This window comes from Citrobacter sp. LJND-P06 (assembly GCF_058188415.1).
Map to the genome: position 1 here is coordinate 2,882,807 of NZ_CP187317.1, position 22,633 is coordinate 2,905,439.

The following is a 22,633-nucleotide window of genomic DNA, read 5'->3' on the forward strand; positions in this document are numbered from 1 at the left end:
AGAGTCACACGCTATTCTTTACCCAATAAAGCCTGCAAATCCTGCTTCAGCGTAGACATCTGACTGGCGTACTTCTCTTTATGTTCCGCATCCTCAATCAGTTGCACTATCGTCTCTGAGAGCGTTTTGCCACGGCGCTGCGCAAGTCCAGCCAGACGTTGCCAGACGATAAATTCTAAATCGATCGATTTCTTACGCGTATGCTGATGCTCAGCATTAAAGTGTCGTTTGCGTCGTGCCCGTATCGTCTGTTTCATCCGATTTAGCAGCGCAGGATTCATATGCTCGTCAATCCAGGTATTGACCCGAACCGGTTCATTCTCGAGGGTTAGCAACAAATCGACGGCCTCTTTGGCTGCGCTGGCCTCCACGTAACGGGTAATCAACTCCCCTTCACGCTGCTTTTTCACCAGATATTTCCACTTCCAGCCGCTTTCAAGATTTTCAAGTTGTTGATATTTCATTGCGATCTCAATGTTACCGTGTAACTCTTATCAGAATATCAGCTTTTTACGCATCTGAAGAAAAGAATATCCAGCCTGTGAACTGTCGCGCGTCATACTGCGTGTTTCCGTTCGCTTTCCGCGTGTGCAGAGTTGCCTGTTACGGTATAATCGCGTTTTTCACAACAGACTAAAAAACCTCAACTTTGACCATTACGAAACTTGCATGGCGTGATCTGGTTCCTGATACCGACAGTTATCAGGAGATATTTGCACAGCCACACTTTACTGACGAAAACGACACCTTACTCAGTGATACTCAACCGCGATTGCAGTTTGGTCTGGAGCAACTTCTCCAGCCACGTGCTTCGTCATCTTTTATGCTGGCAAAGGCCCCGCAAGAGCTTGAGTATATCAACCTCCTGGCCGATGCAGTCCGAACGCTGCACACCGACGACGGTAAGTTGACCGGCGGTCATTACGAGATTTCAGGTCATCACATTCGTTTTCGCGAAGCAGAAAAAGCAGAAGACAATTTTGCGACGTTAACTCAGGTAGTCAGTGCCGACTGGGTTGAAGCCGAACAACTGTTTGGCTGCCTGCGTCAGTTTAATGGAGAAATCACCCTGCAACCCGGTCTGGTACATCAGGCTAACGGCGGCATTTTGGTTATTTCTCTGCGCACGCTTCTGGCCCAGCCTCTGTTATGGATGCGTCTGAAAGCCATCGTGAGCCGCGAAAGCTTTGACTGGGTCGCATTCGATGAGTCTCGCCCCCTGCCTGTTTCCGTGCCCTCTATGCCGCTTAAAATGAAAGTGGTACTGGTCGGTGATCGCGAGTCGTTAGCGGACTTCCAGGAAATGGAGCCGGAACTCGCAGAACAGGCTATCTATAGCGAATTTGAAGACAACCTGCAGATAGTGGATGAAGAATCCATGACGCAGTGGTGCCAGTGGGTGACTCAGGTCGCCAGAAGCAATAATCTGCCCTACCCCGGCCCTGATGCGTGGCAGACCCTGATTCGTGAAGCGGTACGCTATACTGGCGAGCAGGACACCTTGCCGCTCTGCCCGCTATGGATTGCCCGCCAGTTCAAAGACGTTGCCCCGCTGTGTGAAGGGGAGACCTGTAGTGCAGAACAACTTAGCCTGATGCTCGCCCAGCGTGAATGGCGCGAGGGGTTCCTTGCCGAGCGGATGCAGGATGAAATCCTCCAGGAACAGATCCTGATCGAAACCGAAGGTGAACGCATTGGTCAAATCAACGCGCTCTCGGTGATTGAGTTTCCAGGCCACCCTCGCGCATTTGGCGAACCGTCACGTATTAGCTGCGTGGTGCATATTGGCGATGGCGAATTCACTGACATTGAGCGAAAAGCGGAACTTGGCGGAAATATCCATGCCAAGGGCATGATGATCATGCAGGCTTTCCTGATGTCTGAGCTGCAGCTTGAACAGCAGATCCCGTTTTCTGCCTCGCTGACCTTCGAACAGTCCTACAGTGAAGTCGATGGCGACAGCGCATCAATGGCGGAATTGTGCGCGTTGATCAGTGCGCTGGCTGATGTTCCTGTTAATCAGAGTATCGCGATTACCGGTTCTGTCGATCAATTCGGTCGCGCGCAACCGGTCGGCGGGTTAAACGAGAAGATTGAAGGCTTCTTTACGATTTGTCAGCAGCGAGAATTATCAGGCAAGCAAGGCGTGATTATTCCGGCGGCTAACGTCAGGCATCTTAGTCTGCAACCTGCGCTGCTACAGGCCGTTGAAGAAGAGAAATTCAGTATCTGGGCGGTGGATGACGTGACAGACGCCCTGCCGCTTCTGTTAAATCTGGTGTGGGACGGTGAAGGTCAGACTACGCTGATGCAAACTATCCAGGAGCGTATTGCGGCAGCAACGCAACTGGAAGGTCGTCACCGTTTCCCCTGGCCACTGCGTTGGCTGAATTGGTTTGTTCCGAACTGATCGGACTTGTTCAGCGTACACGTGTTAGCTATCCTGCGTGCTTCAATAAAATAAGGCTTACAGAGAACATGGTAGATAAACGCGAATCCTATACAAAAGAAGACCTTCTTGCCTCTGGTCGCGGTGAACTGTTTGGCGCTAAAGGCCCACAATTGCCAGCACCAAGCATGTTGATGATGGACCGTGTCGTCAAGATGACTGAAACCGGTGGTAACTTTGACAAAGGTTATGTCGAAGCTGAGCTGGATATTAACCCGGACCTGTGGTTCTTCGGGTGTCACTTTATCGGCGATCCGGTCATGCCGGGCTGTTTAGGTCTGGACGCAATGTGGCAACTGGTTGGATTCTATCTCGGCTGGTTGGGCGGTGAAGGTAAAGGCCGCGCCCTGGGCGTAGGCGAAGTGAAATTTACCGGCCAGGTTCTGCCGACCGCGAAAAAAGTCACTTACCGTATCCACTTCAAGCGCATCGTTAACCGTCGCCTGATCATGGGTCTGGCTGATGGCGAAGTTCTGGTCGACGGCCGTCTGATCTACACCGCTAATGACCTGAAAGTGGGCCTGTTCCAGGACACTTCCGCGTTCTAATCCTGCCCTTTTACAGCCAGCCACTTTTGCTGACTGAGTGATAAAAGGCGAAACCTCCGCGATGCGGAGGTTTCTTTTTTCTAAAGAGACAGAATCAGGCCAAAACTGCCCTGTCCGCCATGGCTTCTCGCCAGCCTCCCAGCCAGTATGACCTCTGATTCAGCGTCTGATAGGGACACATTTCTTTTGAGCGTCCGGCGATGCCGGCCTGATATCCACGTTGATGTGCCCGATCCAGGCGATCTCGTTTTTGTCTCTTCATGCCTCGTTTCCCTCATCTTTTATCTGGTGGAAAAGAAAACAGTGATTACGAAGTGTGCAATCACACTAAAACGAATACCGCGAAACATTGGTTCCGTCAATGCGCAAAATTCACGCCAGTGTCATATTTGTGAGCTACCCAATAAATCATTTGTACAAGAAATGTGAGCCAGAACAGCTATTTTGTCGGAATAAAAATGAAAAAAAACCGCCTCAGCGAAAGGTCTGAGGCGGTTTAATTTACAATTGTTTAAACTTTAAGGCAGGCGTTTTATCTCCTGGGCGATAGACGCAGCCTCCTGGCTCCATGCCGTACCCAGCACTTTGACCATCTCATCATAGCCATCCTGCTGCTGCGTCGTTTCGAGATGGAATGGACGCTTAATCAGCTGCCCCTGATGGTTCAGAAGCCACTCACCGCTCACGATAACCTTGCCATCATAGCGACCGTGGAATCCGGTCACCGTGACGTTTAGCGTGTCCTGAGTGCTCCCCAGCGGCTGTGAGGCGACAACCCAACCCGGAAGCTGGGTATTCAGGCTGGCCACCAGCGTATTGCGCAACTGCTGATCCAGCGGGCTGGCCCAGAGGTTGTTGTTCGCAATCACGTACTTCACATCACTGGTCTGATAGACCACGCCATTACCTGCGAGGTAATCAGGTACCGAAACCTGTTCCACCCACAGCAGACGGTTTCCCTGATTCGCGGTACTTTGCACGCCCCCCTGCGCAATAGGCAGTTGGTAATAGCTTTTACTTTCTCCACCGGAGCTGCATGCCGTCAGCCAGACCGACATCATCACCACTAGCCACTTTTTCATTGTTTCGCCCTCTTCGGCTCTGGATCTTTCTTGTCCTTCGCTTCAAATACCAGCGCATTGCTCTTATCGTTGAGCGTTTTCAGAACCGGCTGCAGTTCGCGGAGTACCTGATCAAGACGCTGCATATCCGCCACCATCTTGTTATACGCGGCAGAACCCGGCTGGAAGCCCTGCATACTGCGGTTCAGTTCGCGTAGCGTAGTTTGCATATCCGCTGGAAGCTGCTGCATCGACTCACTGGACGTAATCTTGTTCATGTTGTCCAGCGTGGTTTGCAGGTGCTTCATCGTACGCTGGCTTTCAGTAAGCGTATTGGTCGCCTGCTCAATCATCGGATTCAATGGCAGATTGTTGATTTTATCCAGCGCTTCCATCAGACGTTGTTGGATCTGCGCCAGACCGCCACTCACGGTTGGAATGATCTGATAGCCGCTAAACTCACGGATGCCCTTAATAGGCGGTTCCTTCGGATAGAAATCGAGGTCGACATACAGCGCGCCGGTCACCAGATTCCCCGTTTTTAACGATGCGCGTAAGCCACGGTTCAGCAATTCCTGCAGATGTGCGCCCACATCCGTATTTTCGCCTAACTGCGCTTTCAGACGCTCAGGTTCGATACGGATCAGCACCGGAATGCGGAAGTCGTTGTTAAATACCTGACGCATATTTGGCACAAAGAACGGCACTTTGCTGACGGTACCCAGACGAATGCCACGGAATTCCAGCGGCGCGCCAGGTTGTAATCCACGAACCGAATCTTTAAAGAACACCAGATAGTCGATATGGTCGGTAAACAACGAGTCCTGAATGCTTTTCTGATCGTCATAGAGAACGAACGCTGATTTTTCCGCGACGGGTTGCCCTTGCTCAAGTCCATCCGGGACGTCGAAGCTGACTCCGCCGCCAAACAAGGTGGTCAACGAACCCATCTCTACGCGCATTCCCGCAGAGGTGAGATCGACCGCAATGCCGCTGTCTTTCCAGAAACGCACATTATTGGTGACCAGGCGATCGTTCGGCGCATTGATAAAGAGCTGATAGCTAATGCTGCGCTTTTGCGGATCAAACGTACTGGTTTCAACCGAACCGACACGATAGCCGCGGAACAGCACCGGATCGCCCGGACTTAACTGCCCGGCCTTTTTACTGTCCAGAATCACGCGGATCCCTTTCGCATCCGGCGGCGCCAGCGGCGGCGAATCCAGCAAATCATATTTATTGAGCTGGCTTCCTTTATTACCCGGTTGCAATTCAATATAGGCGCCAGACAGCAGCGTCCCTAAACCGCTGATCCCCTCACGCCCTACCTGCGGCTTAACCACCCAGAAGACAGAATCTTTATGCAGCAACTTTTCCATACCGGAATTGAGGCGTGCTTTGATTTCTACATGGGTTAAGTCATCGGTTAGCGTCGCGCTTTCGACCACGCCAACATCGACGCTACGGCTTTTTATGGTGGTTTTACCGCCCTCAATGCCTTCGGCATTGGTGGTAATCAGGGTAACTTCTGGTCCCTGATGACTGTAGTGGTAAAACAGAACCCATGCCCCGATAAGCGCAGTGACGATGGGGAATATCCACACGGGAGACCAGTTCTTTACCTTCTGCACTTTGGCTTCCCCACTTTTAGATTCCATGCTGTCAGGACTCCTCATGGTCTGGTTCTGGTTTACGGTCCCACGACAGACGAGGATCAAATGTCATCGCAGAAAACATTGTCATAATGACGACTAAAGCAAACATCAATGCACCCATTGCAGGATAAATGTTCATCAACCCTCCCATGCGCACCAGCGCAGAGAGTACGGCAATAACAAAAACATCGATCATTGACCAACGACCGACAAATTCCACGACTTCGTAAATCAAATGCATTCTTTCGCTGTCACGCCTTCCAAACCCTTTTGCGTCCCAGCACAGCCATGCAATCGCAATCATTTTTAACGTCGGCACCATAATACTGGCGATAAATATCACCGCCGCAACCGGATAAGATCCCTCACTCCACAGTAAAACCACCCCAGCAATAATGGTGGATGGTAATTTTGAACCCAGCAAATCAGTAATCATAATCGGCATGATATTGGCTGGAAGGTAAAGCATGATCGACGTGAATAACAATGCCATCGTCCATTGCAGACTGTTTTTACGTCGCACATGCCCTTTAGTATTACAACGTGGACACACCAGCTCATCGGCAGGCAGTACCGCCGTACAGCAGGAACAGGAACGTAAACCTTGTTGAATCCCCGGCGTTCCCACTTTTAACGGCTGCGCAATTTTAGGCGCAGGGGCAATGTCATCCCACAGCCAGCGACGATCCACACACTGAAACGTACGAAGCTGCAAAATACAAAACAGACACCACGGGATAAAACTGCTGCCTACGCCAATATCGCCGTATGCCATCAGTTTGACAAAACTCACCAATATCCCGGCGAGGAATATTTCAGCCATGCCCCAGGATTTTAACTGGAACAAAACGCGCGCCAGCCTGGCCTGTAATTTTTCCGGCATGGCAACACGATTAACGAGCAGTAATATCGTTATCAGGCAAAAAGCGGGCACCACCTGAACGAATAATAAAAAGAAGGTACCGAGACTGGCGTAATCTTCAGAAAATAAAACGCCCGGAATTTCCAGAAACGAAACTTCACTGCTCACCCCCGCCACATTCATACTCACGAAAGGGAATAGGTTAGAGAGTAGCAGCATGAATAAAGCCACAATTGCATACGCGGTGGGACGCTGCCTTGGCGCGTCCCACTCGGTTGTTAATGTTGTGCCACATCGTGGGCATGCCGCTTTTTGACCATGCTCTAACGGGGGTAATGCCACCAGCATGTCACATTGCGAGCATAATATATGCCTCGCAGCATGGTGATGTTCGCACATATGTGCTCCTTTAATTATGCGCCATTCTTCAAGGCTTCAAGATACTCCCAGCGCTCAAAGGCTTGCTCAAGCTCTTGTTCCGCTTCACTCAGGTTAGCCAGAACCTTTTGTGTATGCTCATGCGGCTGGCTAAAAAAGCTGGCGTCAGCAACTTGGGCCTGCAGCGTTTCCAGTTTAGCTTCCAGTTCTTCAAGCTGCTGGGGTAGCTGTTCCAGTTCGCGCTGTAGTTTATAGCTTAGTTTGCCACTCGCTCGTTTTACAATTTCTGCTTTAAGTGCAGCAGGTTCCTCATTTTTTTTCACAACTGGCTGTTTAAACGCCAGATGCTGTACCTGTTGTCCACGCGCATCGTGATAGCCGCCGACATAGCGACCAATTTTGCCGTCACCTTCGAAGATCCAGCATTCGGTCACGGTGTTGTCCACAAACTGGCGATCGTGGCTCACCAGCAGGACTGTCCCCTGATAACCGTCAATCATTTCTTCCAGCAACTCGAGGGTTTCGACGTCGAGATCGTTGGTTGGTTCATCGAGAATTAAAAGATTGCTGGGTTTAAGAAATAAACGCGCCAGCAGCAGACGGTTGCGCTCGCCACCCGACAATGCGCGAACCGGCGTCATGGCACGTTTAGGGTGAAACAAAAAGTCTTGCAGGTAGCCCAGCACATGGCGGGATTTACCGTTAACCATCACCTCTTGTTTGCCTTCCGCGAGGTTGTCCATCACGGTTTTATCGGGATCCAGTTCGGCACGGTGCTGATCAAAGTAAGCTACTTCGAGTTTTGTACCAACATGAATACGGCCGCCGTCAGCCTGAAGCTGGCCCAGCATCAGTTTCAGCAACGTCGTTTTACCGCAGCCATTTGGCCCAATCAGCGCAATTTTGTCGCTGCGTTGTACCTGCGCGGAGAAATCTTTCACCAGTTGTTTGCCATCAACCTGGTAATCCACGTTCTCCATTTCGAAGACGATCTTGCCCGAGCGTGTCGCTTCTTCGACCTGCATCTTCGCGGTGCCCATCACTTCGCGGCGTTCGCCACGTTCGCGACGCATGGCTTTCAATGCGCGCACGCGGCCTTCGTTACGCGTACGGCGCGCCTTAATCCCCTGACGGATCCACACCTCTTCCTGAGCCAGTTTGCGATCAAACTCCGCATTCTGTAGATCTTCGACCCGCAGCGCCTCTTCTTTTTCCAGCAGATACTGATCGTAATCGCCAGGATAAGAAACCAGCTTCCCGCGATCAAGATCGACAATACGGGTCGCCATGTTACGAATGAACGAACGGTCGTGAGAGATAAAAATGATCGTGCCATTGAAGGATTTCAGGAATCCTTCCAGCCAGTCGATAGCTTCAATGTCCAGGTGGTTAGTCGGTTCGTCCAGCAGCAATACGCGCGGGTTGCTCACCAACGCCCTGCCCAGCGCCGCTTTGCGCAGCCATCCGCCCGAAAGAGAAGAGAGCGCGGCGTTAGGATCAAGCCCCAACTGCTCCAACACTTCATTAATACGGCTTTCGAGCTGCCACAGGTTATGGTGGTCGAGTTGTTCCTGTACCCGCGCCATTTCATTGAGGTTCTTATCGCTGGGGTCAGTCATCACGATGCGAGAAATATCGTGATACCGCTTCAGGTATTCCGCCTGTTCCTCGATGCCCTCGGCGACAAAATCATACACGCTGCCCGCAACGTTTCGCGGGGGATCCTGTTGCAAACGCGCAACCACCAGATCCTGCTCATAAATAATGCGCCCGTCATCCAGACCTTGTTCACGGTTGAGGATCTTCATCAGGGTCGACTTTCCGGCGCCGTTACGGCCCACCAGACAGACGCGTTCGTTATCTTCGATATGCAATTCTGCATTATCAAGAAGCGGCGCATCGCTAAACGACAGCCATGCACCATGCATACTGATTAATGACATTTACTTTTCCTTTCAGGCTGAGGTAATCAGCCAGCAGTTGTGGATCTGGCGGTTACGGGCAAAGTCCTGGGATTGCGTTTTCTGCGTAATTTCTTGTGCTTTCAGTCCCAGTGCCGCCAGTCCGTCGAGATCCATACGGAATCCACGTTTGTTGTTGGAGAACATGATGGTGCCGCCCTTACGCAGCAGACGTTTCAGATCCTTCATCAGCGCCAGATGATCGCGCTGCACATCAAACGAATCTTCCATACGTTTTGAGTTAGAAAACGTCGGTGGATCGATAAAAATAAGATCGAATTGCTCATTCGCCTCACGCAGCCACCCCAGACAATCCGCCTGGATTAAACGGTGCGCGCGACCACTCAGGCCATTCAGACGCAAGTTGCGCTCCGCCCACTCCAGATAGGTGCGCGACATATCCACCGTCGTGGTGCTGCGAGCGCCACCCAAACCAGCATGTACGCTGGCGCTGCCGGTGTAGGAGAAGAGGTTAAGGAAATCTTTCCCCTGGCTCATTTGCCCCAGCATACGACGCGCAATACGGTGATCAAGGAACAGGCCCGTATCCAGATAGTCGGTCAGGTTGACCCACAGACGCGCGTTGTACTCGCTCACTTCGATGAACTCGCCCTTCTCGTTCATCTTCTGGTACTGGTTTTTCCCTTTCTGACGCTCACGCGTTTTCAGCACCAGCTTGTTCGGGGCCATCTCCAGCACGGAGAGGGTCGCCGCGATGATATCAAACAGACGCTGGCGCGCTTTCTGCGCATCGACCGTTTTCGGCGGCGCATATTCCTGAATCACCACCCAGTCACCGTAGCGGTCAACCGCCACGTTGTATTCCGGGAGGTCAGCATCATAAAGGCGATAGCATTCAATCCCTTCCTGACGCGCCCACTTCTCCAGCTTCTTAACATTTTTACGCAGTCGGTTGGCGTAATCTTCCGCTACCGTGGCAGGCTTGCTTTCAGAAGTGGTTTCTGCAACGTGATAGTTTTTCTGCACGCAATCCAGCGGGCCATTTTTCGCCTTGAATTGTTTATCGGCGCGCAATTGCAGACTGCTGAGCAAATCCGGGGACGCGCTGAACAACGACAAATTCCAGCCGCCGAACTGGTTTTTCATGTTACGACCGAGCAGGCTATGCAACGCGATAAGCGCCGGTTCGCTCTCCAGACGTTCGCCGTACGGCGGGTTACTGATAACCGTCCCGTGCGGTCCTTCGGGCAGCGGATTGCTCAGTTGTGCCACGTCTTTGACTTCAAAGGTGATGAGATCGCCGATACCTGCGCGGCGGGCGTTACTGCGCGCACGTTCAATCACGCGAGCATCGCTGTCTGAACCGTAAAAGCGCGAGCTGTAGTCGGCCAGGCCTTTGCGGGCACGAACCTGCGCTTCGGCTTTCACTTCCTGCCAGACTGCCTCATCATGCTGCGCCCAACCGCTGAAGCCCCAGTATCCACGGTGTAATCCAGGCGCACGATCGGTCGCCCACATTGCCGCTTCAATTAATAGCGTACCCGAACCGCACATCGGGTCGAGCAGTGGCGTGCCCGGCTGCCAGCCAGAACGCATCACAATCGCCGCGGCCAGCGTTTCCTTAATTGGCGCCTGACCAGTGCGATCGCGATAGCCACGCTGATGCAGACCGTCGCCGCTCAGATCAAGAGCGATACTGGCGGTGTCTTTGTTCAGCCAGACATTAATGCGTAAATCCGGGGATTCACGATCCACATTCGGGCGCGGCAGACTCTTGCGGGTAAAGGCGTCCACAATGGCGTCCTTCACTTTCATTGCGCCGTACTGGCTGTTACGAATGGTGTCATTCAGGCCGCTGAAGTGCACAGCAAACGTGGCGCCAGGATTAAAAATCTCTGTCCAGTCGATTGCCTGAACGCCGAGATACAAGTCCAGATCGCTATAGACCTTGCATTCCCCCATCGGCAATATGATGCGAGAGGCCAGACGGCTCCACATCAGGCTCTGGTAAACAAGCCGTGTGTCGCCCTTAAAATGGACACCACCCTGAACGACCTGGCACTCATCGGCGCCCAGGTTTTCCAGTTCAGTTTTTAACAGCTCTTCCAGCCCACGGGCCGTACTGGCAAACAGAGAATTCATATCGTCACTTTTACTCGGGGAAAATTGCTGCGCATTATAGCTAATATGGGCTGTATGTCATAAAGTTGAGGGCTTATTTTCATTTGAGGGCTGTACAGTGGTGACGTTAACCAGACTTTTTGTTCATCCGGTTAAATCAATGCGCGGCATTGGCCTGACACATGCACTGGCTGACGCCAGCGGTCTGGCGTTTGATCGTATTTTTATGGTCACCGAACCCGATGGCACTTTCATCACTGCCCGCCAGTTTCCGCAAATGGTTCGCTTTACCCCTTCCCTGTTGCACGACGGGCTGCATCTTACAGCCCCGGACGGCAGCAGCGCGCTGGTGCGATTTGCTGATTTTGCCGAACAGGATGCTCCAACCGAAGTCTGGGGAAACCATTTTACCGCCCGCATCGCACCCGATGCTGTCAATCGGTGGCTGAGCGGTTTCTTTTCCCGCGAAGTGCAATTACGTTGGGTCGGGCCAAACCTGACGCGACGCGTTAAACAACACAGCGGCGTACCGCTCTCCTTCGCGGATGGCTTCCCCTACCTGTTGACCAGTGAAGCCTCTCTGCGTGATTTACAACAGCGCTGCCCGGCCAGCGTGAAAATGGAACAGTTTCGCCCTAACCTGGTGGTGAGCGGTGCCGCCGCCTGGGAAGAGGACACCTGGAAAGTGATCCGCATCGGCGACGTTATTTTTGATGTCGCAAAGCCGTGCAGCCGCTGTATTTTCACCACCGTCAGTCCGGAAAAAGGTCAAAAACATCCGTCTGGCGAACCGCTCGCCACACTACAGCGTTTTCGCACGGCGCTGGATAATGGCGATGTTGATTTCGGTCAGAACCTGATTGCCCGCAACAGCGGCGTGATCCGCACAGGCGATGAGGTCGAAATACTGGCGACGGGGCCCGCAAAAGCCTACGGCGCAGCAGCACCTGACGATACCGTCACCGCAGAACAACACCCGGATGCGACGGTGAATATCGACTGGCATGGACAGACTTTTCGTGGCAATAACCAACAGGTGTTGTTAGAACAACTGGAAAACCAGGGGATTCGGGTTCCCTATTCGTGTCGGGCAGGTATTTGCGGTTGCTGTCGGGTACGGTTGCTGGAAGGCGAAGTCAGCGCGCTGAAAAAATCAGCGATAGGCGAGGATGGCACAATTCTTTGCTGTAGCTGTGTACCGAAAACGGCGCTCAGACTGGAAAGTTAAACGGCTTGCTCAAGGCTGAAACTGTCAATCATGGCTTGCGGTTTCAGTCTGTCATTCATTATCTTTATCGCATCTCCCAGTTGCATCGTGCGTCCCGCGACCACCACGCCAGGCTGAGCTAGCAGACAAAGTGCCGCATTTTCACCCGGTTCCACCACCAGTAAATTGACCTGCTCTTCGGTGTCGCTTAAGTAGACGCAGGCCGCATCGCCACAGACAGGCGACCAGTCTTCTGCATGCGCAACAAAGTGCCAGCTTTTTGGCATCTGGGGTTTGAGATAGCGAATAGCCACCAGCGCATTAAGCACCAGTTCCGCTTTTTGTTCTTTCGATAATTCGAGGTCGCGGCATTTTTCTTCAAAGGAAAAATAAAGCGCGGCATCTTCTACGCAAAAACCGGCGGGTGAAAAAGCATCAGGAGTGAGCATTTTGCGAGCAAAACGCGAGCGAAATAACATGCCATTGGCCAGATCGAGCATCATTCGATCATGCTCTTCATCATAATACCAGCGCCAGTTATCGTCAGGTTTAATTCGCATTCGTTTATCTCCTGGGCTTAACATCCTGTTGCAACATTGTCCTGATTGCCGCTTCGTTTATTGCCTTAATAAGAAAAGACCAAAATGTTTAAATAAGCAACAGTGAAGGAATATAAAACAACCAGGGCTGGAAATAAAGCCCTGGTTGTCCGATTAAGGGAAAAGGTTAGAGATGGGTAACGATTTCTTTAATCAGCGGCGGGCCTTTAAAAATAAAGCCGGAATAAATTTGCACCAGTGAAGCACCAGCCGCCATTTTTTCACGCGCCGCGATCACCGAGTCAATACCACCGACACCAATAATCGGTAACTGCCCGTTTAATTCCTGCGACAGACGTCGAATAATTTCTGTACTTTTTAATTGCAGCGGTCGTCCACTCAAACCACCCATTTGATCACAGTTTTTCATTCCCTGAACCAGAGAACGATCCAACGTTGTATTGGTAGCAATAACACCATCAATATTATGACGGACTAAACTGTCGGCGACCTGGATCAGTTCTTCTTCAGAAAGATCCGGCGCGATCTTTACGGCCACCGGCACATATTTTTGATGGATCGCCTGCAGATCGTTTTGTTTATTTTTAATTGCCGTCAATAAATCGTCCAGCGCATCGCCGTATTGCAGCGTGCGTAATCCCGGCGTATTTGGTGACGAGATATTGACTGCGATATAACCGGCATAAGCATAGACTTTTTCCATACAAATCAGATAGTCATCTTTGCCTTGTTCTACCGGCGTATCTTTATTTTTACCGATATTAATCCCCAGGATGCCGTCAAAATGCGATTTCTTGACGTTCTCCACCAGGTTATCAACACCGTGGTTATTGAAGCCCATTCGGTTGATCAACCCTTCCGCGTCGACCAGGCGGAAAAGGCGGGGTTTATCGTTGCCAGGCTGAGGGCGTGGCGTCACGGTGCCTACCTCTATCGAGCCAAACCCCATTGCGCCCAGCGCATCAATGCACTCCCCATCTTTATCCAGACCTGCTGCCAGACCAAGCGGGTTCTTAAAAGTCAGCCCCATACAGGTAACAGGCTTTGCTGGCACTTTCTGGCGCACAAGCGCTTCCAGCGGTGTCCCTGTGATACGGCGTAATTGTTGAAATGTTAATTCATGAGCGCGCTCTGGATCGAGCTGAAAAAGGGCTTTACGAACGAAGGGGTAGTACATGAACTCTCCTGGATTCCCGGTGTGCAAACCGGGGGCGTATTATGTGCGATGTTGAACCAAAAGGGAATTGACCTGCGGCAATAAATGACGATGTCCACGCAATCGTTTTCATCCTCCCCTGCGCAATTATGCGTTTTTCAGATTTTCTCTGCCGGATAAATCATTTCGATTCACAAAATCTCTCTGTCAGACTGCACAAATTGTTATCAATGTTAGTAAAAAGCAAATAATTGGTTATAAGGAGAGATTGAGAATATGCGCATTATCACTCTGGCGGGAAGTCCGCGTTTTCCCTCTCGTTCCAGTGCGTTACTGGAATATGCCCGTGAAAAACTCAGTGCTCTGGATGTCGAGGTCTGCCACTGGAATCTCCACAACTTTGCGCCTGAGGATCTTTTATATGCGCGATTCGACAGCCCCGCGCTGAAAACCCTGGTCGCCCAGTTAAAAGAGGCCGATGGACTGATTGTCGCCACCCCCGTTTATAAAGCGGCCTATTCCGGGGCGTTAAAAACGTTGCTTGACCTGCTGCCTGAGCGGGCGCTCGAAGGGAAAGTGGTGTTGCCGCTCGCCACCGGCGGCACCGTCGCGCATTTACTGGCCGTTGACTATGCACTTAAGCCCGTATTAAGCGCGCTTAAAGCGCAGGAAATTCTGCATGGCGTGTTTGCTGATGACTCTCAGGTTATTGATTATCAGCATAAACCGCACTTCACCCCGAATCTACAACTGCGCCTGGACAACGCTCTCGAGACGTTCTGGCACGCGCTGCATCGTCGGGATGTACAGGTTCCCACCTTTCACTCAACGCAGGGGATCGCCCATGCTTAATCTCTTCAAACGTCATTCCCCCTGGCTGGCGCTGACCGGTTTACTGTCACTTTCAGCCCTGTCTCACGCAGCGACCTCCGCGCCAGAGACGCTGCGTATCGGTTATCAGAAAGGCAGCATCAGTATGGTGCTGGCAAAAAGCCACCAGCTTCTGGAAACACGCTATCCGCAAACGAAAATTTCCTGGATAGAATTCCCGGCGGGGCCGCAGATGCTTGAAGCGCTGAATGTCGGCAGTATCGACCTGGGCAGCACTGGCGATATTCCACCGATCTTCGCGCAGGCCGCTGGGGCCGATCTGGTGTATGTCGGCGTCGAACCGCCTAAACCGAAAGCGGAAGTGATTCTGGTGCCTGAAAACAGCCCCATTAAAAGCGTGGCGGATCTAAAAGGGCGCAAGGTCGCTTTCCAGAAAGGCTCCAGTTCACACAACCTGTTGCTCCGGGCTTTGCAGCAGGCCGGGTTAAAATTTACCGATATTCAACCGACCTTTCTGACCCCGGCGGACGCCCGCGCGGCCTTCCAGCAGGGGAACGTCGATGCCTGGGCTATCTGGGATCCCTACTATTCAGCCGCCCTGCTGCAAGGCGGCGTGCGTGTACTGAAGGACGGCTCTGACTTGAAACAAACCGGGTCGTTCTATCTGGCGGCACGCCCGTATGCTGAAAAAAATGGCGCCTTTATTCAGGGCGTGCTCAACACCTTCAGTCAGGCCGATGCGCTGACGCTGAGCCAACGCGAGCAAAGTATTGCGCTGCTTGCCAAAACGATGGGATTACCCGCACCGGTGATCGCCAGCTATCTGGATCACCGCCCCCCAACCATAATAGCGCCGGTTGACGCCACGGTTGCCGCACTACAGCAACAAACCGCCGATCTGTTTTACGACAACCGCCTGGTACCGAAAAAAATCGATATTCGCGACCGCATCTGGCACGCCACTTCGCAGGAAGGAGCTAAATTATGAGTTTGAATATGTTCTGGTTTTTACCGACACACGGTGACGGGCACTATCTGGGAACAGAAGAAGGTTCGCGCCCGGTCACTCACGGTTATCTGCAACAAATCGCGCAAACCGCAGACCGTCTGGGCTTTACCGGTGTACTGATCCCTACCGGGCGCTCCTGCGAAGATGCGTGGCTGGTTGCGGCGTCAATGATCCCGGTAACGCAACGGCTCAAGTTCCTCGTGGCGTTGCGCCCCAGCGTAACGTCACCCACGGTCGCCGCGCGCCAGGCCGCGACGCTCGACAGGCTCTCCAATGGCCGCGCGCTCTTTAACCTGGTCACCGGCAGTGACCCACAGGAGCTGGCAGGGGACGGCGTTTTCCTCGATCACAGCGACCGCTATGCCGCCTCCGATGAATTTACTCAGGTCTGGCGGCGGTTATTGCTGGGTGAAACCGTCGATTTTCACGGCAAACATATTCACGTTCGCGGGGCAAAGCTGTTCTTCCCGCCGATACAGCAGCCGCACCCTCCCCTCTACTTTGGCGGTTCATCGGACGTGGCGCAGGATCTGGCCGCCGAACAGGTTGATCTTTATCTCACCTGGGGCGAACCGCCAGAGCTGGTGAGAGAGAAGATCGAACAGGTACGCGCCAAAGCCGCCGCGCGCGGGCGCAAGATCCGCTTTGGTATTCGTTTGCATGTCATTGTTCGCGAAACCAATGAAGAAGCCTGGCAGGCCGCGGATCGGCTGATTGCACATCTGGACGATGACACCATTGCCAAAGCACAGGCGGCTTTCGCCAGAACCGACTCCGTCGGTCAGCATCGTATGGCGGCGCTGCATAACGGCAAGCGGGATAAGCTGGAAATCAGCCCAAATCTGTGGGCGGGCGTCGGGCTGGTGCGTGGCGGTGCGGGAACCGCGCTGGTGGGCGATGGCCCCACGGTGGCGGCACGTATTAATGAGTATGCGGCGCTCGGCATCGACAGCTTTGTCCTCTCCGGTTATCCGCATCTCGAAGAGGCGTACAAAGTGGGCGAGTTGCTGTTCCCGCATCTGGATATCGCGATACCGGAAATCCCGCAACCGCAGCCACTGCTTCAGCAGGGTGAAGCGGTAGCAAACGAATTTATCCCGCGTAACGTCGCGCAACGTTAAGGAATACATTGATGGCAACGCGAACTCATAAAGGGTTGCTGCGCGTTGCCCCCTGGTTTTTACCGGTGGGCATCGTTGCACTCTGGCAGCTTGCATCTTCAACCGGCTGGCTCTCCGGTCGCCTGTTCCCTTCACCGGAAGGCGTGGTTGAAGCGTTCTGGACACTCTCCATCAGCGGTGAGCTGTGGCAGCATTTAGCGATTAGTTCCTGGCGTGCGCTGATCGGCTTTTCGATCGGCGGATCGATTGGCCTGACGCTGGGGCTTATCAGCGGTCTTTCCCGCTGGGGGGAACGTCTGCTGGATACTTCAATTCAGATGTTGCGTAACGTACCGCATCTGGCGCTGATCCCACTGGTTATCCTGTGGTTTGGTATTGATGAATCCGCGAAGATCTTTCTGGTCGCGCTGGGGACACTGTTTCCTTTGTATATCAACACCTGGCACGGGATCCGCAATATCGATCGTGGATTGGTGGAGATGGCGCGCAGTTACGGCCTGTCGGGCTTCCCGCTGTTTATCCATGTGATCCTGCCTGGCGCCCTCCCCTCGATTATGGTGGGCGTTCGTTTTGCACTTGGGTTGATGTGGCTGACGTTAATTGTGGCCGAAACGATTTCAGCGAACTCCGGGATTGGCTACCTGGCGATGAATGCCCGCGAATTTCTGCAAACGGATGTGGTCGTGGTCGCCATTATTCTCTATGCCCTGCTCGGTAAACTCGCCGATGTTAGCGCACAACTGCTTGAGCGCATCTGGTTACGCTGGAACCCGGCCTATTACGTGAAGGAGGCAACCGTATGAATACCGCACGTCTGAATCAGGGTACGCCGCTGCTGCTCAATGCGGTCACCAGGCGCTACGCCAGCAATACCGTGCTCAATCAATTGGATCTGCATATTCCGGCAGGCCAGTTTGTCGCCGTGGTCGGGCGTAGCGGCGGGGGTAAAAGTACCCTGCTGCGACTGCTGGCCGGACTGGAAACACCGACGGCAGGCGAATTGCTCGCCGGAACCACCCCGCTGGCAGAAATCCAGGACGATACACGAATGATGTTTCAGGATGCGCGGCTGCTCCCGTGGAAGTCCGTTATCGACAATGTCGGGCTGGGGCTGAAAGGTAACTGGCAGGACGCTGCGCGCAAGGCGCTGGCGGCAGTCGGTCTGGAAAACCGCGCATCCGAATGGCCTGCCGCACTCTCCGGGGGGCAGAAGCAGCGAGTGGCGCTGGCGCGCGCCTTGATCCATCGTCCCGGCCTGTTGCTGTTGGATGAACCGCTCGGCGCACTGGATGCCTTAACCCGTCTGGAGATGCAGGATTTAATCGTCTCGCTGTGGCAGGAGCATGGTTTCACCGTGCTGCTGGTGACGCATGACGTCAGCGAAGCGGTTGCCATGGCCGACCGCGTGCTGTTGATTGAGGATGGGAAAATCGGTCTGGATCTGACCGTGGATATCCCGCGCCCGCGCCGCCTGGGTTCAGTGCGTTTAGCCGAGCTGGAAGCTGAAGTGTTAAACCGGGTGATGCAGCGTGGGGTAACGGGACAGCCGATCCGTCGGCATGGGTAAGCATTCAGAACGTTGTAAGCCCGGTAAGCGTGAGCGCCACCGGGCATTTTGCCGGATGGCGGCGTTACCGCCTTATCCGGCCTACAAACGACAGGTCAATGTCTCAGGCTAACGCCTTACTGATTTTCTCGAACAGATCGCCGGAGAGATTCTTCAGACCTTTCAACTGTTCCAGTGCCGCACGCATTTTCGCCTGACGTTTGGCATCATAACGTTTCAGTCGGATCAGCGGTTCTATCAACCGTGAAGCCACCTGCGGGTTGCGGCTGTTGAGCTCCGTCAGCATTTCGACCAGGAACTGATAACCGCTACCGTCTTCGGCGTGGAACGCTGCCGGGTTACTGCCAGCAAACGCACCAATCAATGAGCGAATACGGTTCGGGTTACTCAGGGTGAAGGAGCGGTGTTTCAGCAGACCACGTACCGTCTCCAGCACGTTGTCGGCCGGACTGGTGGATTGCAGGATGAACCATTTATCCATCACCAACCCATCCTGATGCCACTTATCGTCGTACTCTTGCATCAGGGCATCGCGACACGGCAGTTGCGCCGCCACCGCCGAAGAAAGTGCCGCCAGCGCGTCGGTCATATTGTTGGCTTTCTGGTACTGTCGGCTCACTAATGTATTTGCGAGTTCGGTTTCACCAAAGGCCAGGAATCGCAGACAGGTGTTGCGCAGCGTACGCTTGCCGATGTCGGCATGCTCAACCCGGTACTCATCGAGATGGTTAGCGTTATAAATCGCCAGCAACTCATCAGCCAGTTCCGTCGCCAGCGTGCGGGTTAATGCTTCGCGCACGGCGGCGATCGCCAGCGGATCGATAATCTCAAACAGTTCGGCCATTTCATTGGCGGAAGGCAGCGTCAGGATCTCCGCCGCCAGCGCGGGATCGATCTTCTCATCCAGAAGTACCGCGCGGAAGGCGTCAGCAACATGAACCGGCAGAGAGAGCGGTTGCCCCTGCTGATGACGCGCAACGTTCAGCTTGATATAGGTCGCCAGCAGACTTTGCGCCGCATCCCAGCGGGAGAAATCATTACGCGCGTGACGCATCAGGAAGGTCAGTTGCTGATCGCTCCATTTATACTCCAGCTTCACCGGCGCAGAAAACTCGCAAAGCAGTGCGGGAACCGGCTGGAAGTAGACGTTATCGAAGACAAATGTCTGCTCAGATTGCGTCACATTGAGCACGGAATTGACCGGATGGCCACCCTTCTGCAACGGAATCACTTTGCCTTTGTTATCATACAGTTCGATAGCAAACGGAATATGCAGCGGTTTCTTCTCTGCCTGATCCGCCGTTGCAGGCGTACGCTGACTGATGGTCAGGGTGTACTGCTCGGTTTCCGGGTTGTAGTCGTCTTTTACGGTGACTACCGGTGTACCGGACTGGCTGTACCAGCGACGGAAATGAGAGAGGTCGACGTTTGACGCATCTTCCATCGCCTGTACAAAATCATCGCAGGTCGCCGCGCTGCCATCGTGGCGCTCGAAGTAAAGCTGCATCCCCTTCTGGAAATTCGCTTCGCCCAGCAGGGTGTGGATCATGCGAATGACTTCTGATCCCTTCTCGTAAACGGTCAGGGTGTAGAAGTTGTTCATCTCGATGACACTGTCCGGGCGGATAGGATGCGCCATCGGGCTGGCATCTTCAGCAAACTGTAAACCGCGCATCGTGCGCACATTACTGATGCGGTTAACCGCACGGGAACCGAGATCGGAGCTGAACTCCTGATCGCGGAACACCGTTAAGCCCTCTTTCAGACTCAACTGGAACCAGTCGCGGCAGGTCACGCGGTTACCGGTCCAGTTGTGGAAATATTCGTGTCCGATGACGCGTTCAATGTCGAGGTAATCTTTATCGGTGGCGGTATCGGTACGCGCCAGCACGTATTTGGAGTTAAAGATGTTGAGTCCTTTATTCTCCATCGCGCCCATATTAAAGAAGTCGACGGCGACAATCATATAGATGTCGAGGTCATATTCGAGACCGAAGCGCTCTTCATCCCACTTCATGGAATTTTTCAGCGACGTCATCGCCCACGGCGCGCGATCCAGATTGCCGCGATCAACGTACAGCTCCAGCGCCACTTTCCGCCCGGAACGGGTGGTGAAGGTGTCGCTCAGGACGTCGAAATCCCCGGCGACCAGCGCAAAGAGGTAGCAAGGTTTTGGGAAGGGATCTTGCCACTGTACCCAGTGACGCCCGTTTTCCAGTTCGCCCTGCCCGACACGGTTGCCGTTGGAGAGCAGGAACGGATATTTGCTTTTGTCAGCAATGATTTTGGTGGTAAAACGCGCCAGTACGTCCGGGCGGTCGAGATACCAGGTAATATGACGGAAGCCTTCTGCTTCACACTGCGTACATAACGCATCACCGGACTGGTATAACCCTTCCAGCGCGGTATTCGCCGCGGGGCTGATTTCATTGACAATGCGCAGGGTAAAACGCTCCGGCAAGTCGCTGAGGATCAGCGCACCCTCTTCTTCTTTATACGCTGTCCACGGCAGGTCATTCACGTGGATTGACACCAGCGTCAGGTCTTCGCCGTCGAGGCGAAGTGAGGCATCCGACGCGCCATGACGAACAGCCTGGCTCACGGCAGTGACCACGGTTTTTTCAGCATTCAGGTCAAAGGTCAAATCAATATCAGTAATCTGGTAATCCGGCGCACGATAGTCGTGACGGTATTTGGCTTGTGGCTGTTGTGTCATAAAAAAACCTTTAGCATCTTCTATAGAGTCTCGACTCCAGTCTATTCCTGTTGTGTAAATCACGCTACGCAGAATGTTCATCTTTTCAGGCACAAACACCCTTTTCGCTACATTTTTATAACACGAGGCACGAAATGTACTCGACCCCAAAGAGCGCTTATGTTGTGATCGGGGTTCAATAAATCGCTAAACAAGGTATACTCCAGCGGTTTTCTTAGTTGTTTATTGTACTAAACGCTCCCGTGAGAGGATGCTACTGCGCACCTATGACACAATTCGCTTCTCCTGTTCTGCACTCGCTGCTGGATACAGACGCTTATAAGTTGCATATGCAGCAAGCCGTTTTTCACCGCTACTACGATGTTCACGTAGCGGCGGAGTTTCGTTGCCGCGGCGACGACCTGCTGGGTATTTATGCCGATGCAATTCGCGAGCAGGTGGATGCGATGCAGCACCTGCAACTTCAGGAGGACGAGTTTACATGGCTCTCCAACCTGCCCTTCTTTAATGCTGATTACCTTAACTGGTTACGGGAATTCCGCTACAACCCCGAACAGGTGAGCGTCACGAATGATGACGGTAAGCTGAATATCCGCTTAACCGGCCCGTGGCGTGAAGTCATCATGTGGGAAGTTCCGCTGTTGGCGGTGATCAGTGAACTGGTGCACCGATATCGTACGCCAGAAGCGAACGTGGCGCAGGCGCTTGATGCGCTGGAAAGTAAGCTAGTCGATTTCTCTGCGTTAACGGCCGATCTCGATATGTCCCGCTTCCATCTGATGGATTTTGGCACTCGCCGCCGTTTCTCGCGTGAGGTGCAACAAGCGATTGTTGAACGCCTTCAACGGGAACCGTGGTTTGTCGGTACCAGTAACTACGACCTCGCTCGCCGGTTGTCGCTTACCCCGATGGGCACGCAGGCGCATGAGTGGTTCCAGGCGCACCAGCAAATTAGCCCGGATCTGGCGACCAGTCAGCGTGCGGCTCTTGCCGCCTGGCTGAATGAATATCCTGACCAGCTTGGCATCGCACTCACCGACTGCATCACCATGGACGCATTTTTGCGCGATTTTGGTATGGAGTTTGCGACGCGTTATCAGGGACTGCGCCATGACTCTGGCGATCCCGTTGAGTGGGGTGAAAAGGCGATCGCGCATTATGAAAAGCTGGGCATTGACCCGTTAACCAAAACGTTGGTTTTCTCAGACAATCTTGATTTGAAAAAAGCGATTGATCTTTATCGTCATTTCTCACCGCGTGTGCAGCTCAGTTTTGGCATTGGCACGCGCCTGACCTGCGACTTACCGCAAGTGAAGCCGCTGAATATTGTCATTAAGCTGGTGGAATGCAACGGTAAACCCGTCGCCAAATTGTCAGACAGCCCGGGTAAAACCATCTGTCATGACAAAGCGTTTGTGCGCGCGCTGCGTAAAGCGTTCGACCTTCCGCATATCAAAAAAGCCAGTTAAT

The 22,633-nt window shown here is 53.2% G+C and carries 19 protein-coding genes; 9 read left to right on the plus strand and 10 right to left on the minus strand.

Annotation, left to right across the window (positions count from 1 at the left end; genetic code table 11):
* Positions 1-11: 11 nt before the first annotated feature.
* Entirely contained in the window at positions 12-464 is a 453-nt protein-coding gene (gene matP, locus ACO7SM_RS13870) for a macrodomain Ter protein MatP (protein WP_490468021.1), read from the minus strand.
* A gap of 185 nt (positions 465-649) precedes the next feature.
* Between matP and ACO7SM_RS13875 the strand changes: the two genes are divergently transcribed.
* Together ACO7SM_RS13875 and fabA are read left to right on the plus strand one after the other, a co-directional pair.
* Entirely contained in the window at positions 650-2,410 is a 1,761-nt protein-coding gene (locus ACO7SM_RS13875) for an AAA family ATPase (RefSeq protein ID WP_490468022.1), read from the plus strand.
* Between the two features lie 68 nt (positions 2,411-2,478).
* On the plus strand, positions 2,479-2,997 hold the full coding sequence (fabA, locus tag ACO7SM_RS13880; protein WP_010429339.1) for a bifunctional 3-hydroxydecanoyl-ACP dehydratase/trans-2-decenoyl-ACP isomerase: 519 nt from the start codon (positions 2,479-2,481) through the stop codon (positions 2,995-2,997).
* 94 nt (positions 2,998-3,091) lie between these two features.
* On the opposite strand, the gene rmf is transcribed toward fabA, so the two are convergent.
* From rmf to rlmKL, 6 genes are all read right to left on the minus strand, one after another.
* Positions 3,092-3,259, minus strand: coding sequence for a ribosome modulation factor (gene rmf, locus ACO7SM_RS13885; protein ID WP_192611800.1), 168 nt, complete (start codon positions 3,257-3,259; stop codon positions 3,092-3,094).
* Positions 3,260-3,515: 256 nt separating this feature from the next.
* On the minus strand, positions 3,516-4,079 hold the full coding sequence (gene pqiC / locus ACO7SM_RS13890) for a membrane integrity-associated transporter subunit PqiC (RefSeq protein WP_490468023.1): 564 nt from the start codon (positions 4,077-4,079) through the stop codon (positions 3,516-3,518).
* On the minus strand, positions 4,076-5,716 hold the full coding sequence (gene pqiB / locus ACO7SM_RS13895; RefSeq protein WP_490468024.1) for an intermembrane transport protein PqiB: 1,641 nt from the start codon (positions 5,714-5,716) through the stop codon (positions 4,076-4,078). The genes pqiC and pqiB overlap by 4 nt, the downstream gene beginning before the upstream one ends.
* Before the next feature lie 4 nt (positions 5,717-5,720).
* The gene (gene pqiA, locus ACO7SM_RS13900) at positions 5,721-6,974 is read right to left on the minus strand and encodes a membrane integrity-associated transporter subunit PqiA (RefSeq protein WP_490468025.1); all 1,254 of its coding nucleotides are present in this window, start codon (positions 6,972-6,974) and stop codon (positions 5,721-5,723) included.
* Between the two features lie 14 nt (positions 6,975-6,988).
* Entirely contained in the window at positions 6,989-8,896 is a 1,908-nt protein-coding gene (locus ACO7SM_RS13905) for an ABC transporter ATP-binding protein (RefSeq protein ID WP_490468026.1), read from the minus strand.
* A 12-nt stretch (positions 8,897-8,908) separates the two neighbouring features.
* The gene (rlmKL, locus tag ACO7SM_RS13910) at positions 8,909-11,017 is read right to left on the minus strand and encodes a bifunctional 23S rRNA (guanine(2069)-N(7))-methyltransferase RlmK/23S rRNA (guanine(2445)-N(2))-methyltransferase RlmL (RefSeq protein WP_490468027.1); all 2,109 of its coding nucleotides are present in this window, start codon (positions 11,015-11,017) and stop codon (positions 8,909-8,911) included.
* 97 nt (positions 11,018-11,114) lie between these two features.
* Between rlmKL and ACO7SM_RS13915 the strand changes: the two genes are divergently transcribed.
* Complete coding sequence (locus tag ACO7SM_RS13915) at positions 11,115-12,224, plus strand: YcbX family protein (protein ID WP_490468028.1); 1,110 nt, start codon at positions 11,115-11,117, stop codon at positions 12,222-12,224.
* On the opposite strand, the gene zapC is transcribed toward ACO7SM_RS13915, so the two are convergent.
* Positions 12,221-12,763, minus strand: coding sequence for a cell division protein ZapC (zapC, locus tag ACO7SM_RS13920; RefSeq protein ID WP_490468029.1), 543 nt, complete (start codon positions 12,761-12,763; stop codon positions 12,221-12,223). The genes ACO7SM_RS13915 and zapC overlap by 4 nt on opposite strands.
* A gap of 166 nt (positions 12,764-12,929) precedes the next feature.
* Positions 12,930-13,940 carry a quinone-dependent dihydroorotate dehydrogenase gene (gene pyrD, locus ACO7SM_RS13925; RefSeq protein WP_490468030.1) on the minus strand — a complete coding sequence of 337 codons (1,011 nt, stop codon included), beginning with the start codon at positions 13,938-13,940 and terminating at the stop codon, positions 12,930-12,932.
* 255 nt (positions 13,941-14,195) lie between these two features.
* On the opposite strand from pyrD, the gene ssuE reads away from it, so the two are divergent.
* From ssuE to ssuB, 5 genes are read left to right on the plus strand one after another with little or no spacing between them, the layout of a single operon-like run.
* A complete protein-coding gene (gene ssuE / locus ACO7SM_RS13930) occupies positions 14,196-14,771 on the plus strand; it encodes an NADPH-dependent FMN reductase (protein ID WP_490468031.1) in 576 nt (191 codons plus the stop codon).
* Positions 14,764-15,738 carry a sulfonate ABC transporter substrate-binding protein gene (locus tag ACO7SM_RS13935; protein WP_490468032.1) on the plus strand — a complete coding sequence of 325 codons (975 nt, stop codon included), beginning with the start codon at positions 14,764-14,766 and terminating at the stop codon, positions 15,736-15,738. Before ssuE ends, ACO7SM_RS13935 begins: the two co-directional genes overlap by 8 nt.
* Positions 15,735-16,880 (plus strand): FMNH2-dependent alkanesulfonate monooxygenase, encoded by a 1,146-nt coding sequence (gene ssuD / locus ACO7SM_RS13940; protein ID WP_490468033.1) that lies wholly within the window; start codon positions 15,735-15,737, stop codon positions 16,878-16,880. The genes ACO7SM_RS13935 and ssuD overlap by 4 nt, the downstream gene beginning before the upstream one ends.
* Positions 16,881-16,891: 11 nt before the next feature.
* Positions 16,892-17,683 (plus strand): aliphatic sulfonate ABC transporter permease SsuC, encoded by a 792-nt coding sequence (gene ssuC, locus ACO7SM_RS13945; RefSeq protein ID WP_490468034.1) that lies wholly within the window; start codon positions 16,892-16,894, stop codon positions 17,681-17,683.
* Positions 17,680-18,447, plus strand: coding sequence for an aliphatic sulfonates ABC transporter ATP-binding protein (gene ssuB / locus ACO7SM_RS13950; RefSeq protein WP_490468035.1), 768 nt, complete (start codon positions 17,680-17,682; stop codon positions 18,445-18,447). The genes ssuC and ssuB overlap by 4 nt, the downstream gene beginning before the upstream one ends.
* 103 nt (positions 18,448-18,550) lie before the next feature.
* On the opposite strand, the gene pepN is transcribed toward ssuB, so the two are convergent.
* A complete protein-coding gene (gene pepN / locus ACO7SM_RS13955; protein ID WP_490468036.1) occupies positions 18,551-21,163 on the minus strand; it encodes an aminopeptidase N in 2,613 nt (870 codons plus the stop codon).
* Between the two features lie 266 nt (positions 21,164-21,429).
* On the opposite strand from pepN, the gene pncB reads away from it, so the two are divergent.
* Positions 21,430-22,632 (plus strand): nicotinate phosphoribosyltransferase, encoded by a 1,203-nt coding sequence (gene pncB / locus ACO7SM_RS13960; protein ID WP_490468037.1) that lies wholly within the window; start codon positions 21,430-21,432, stop codon positions 22,630-22,632.
* Position 22,633 lies beyond the last annotated feature (1 nt).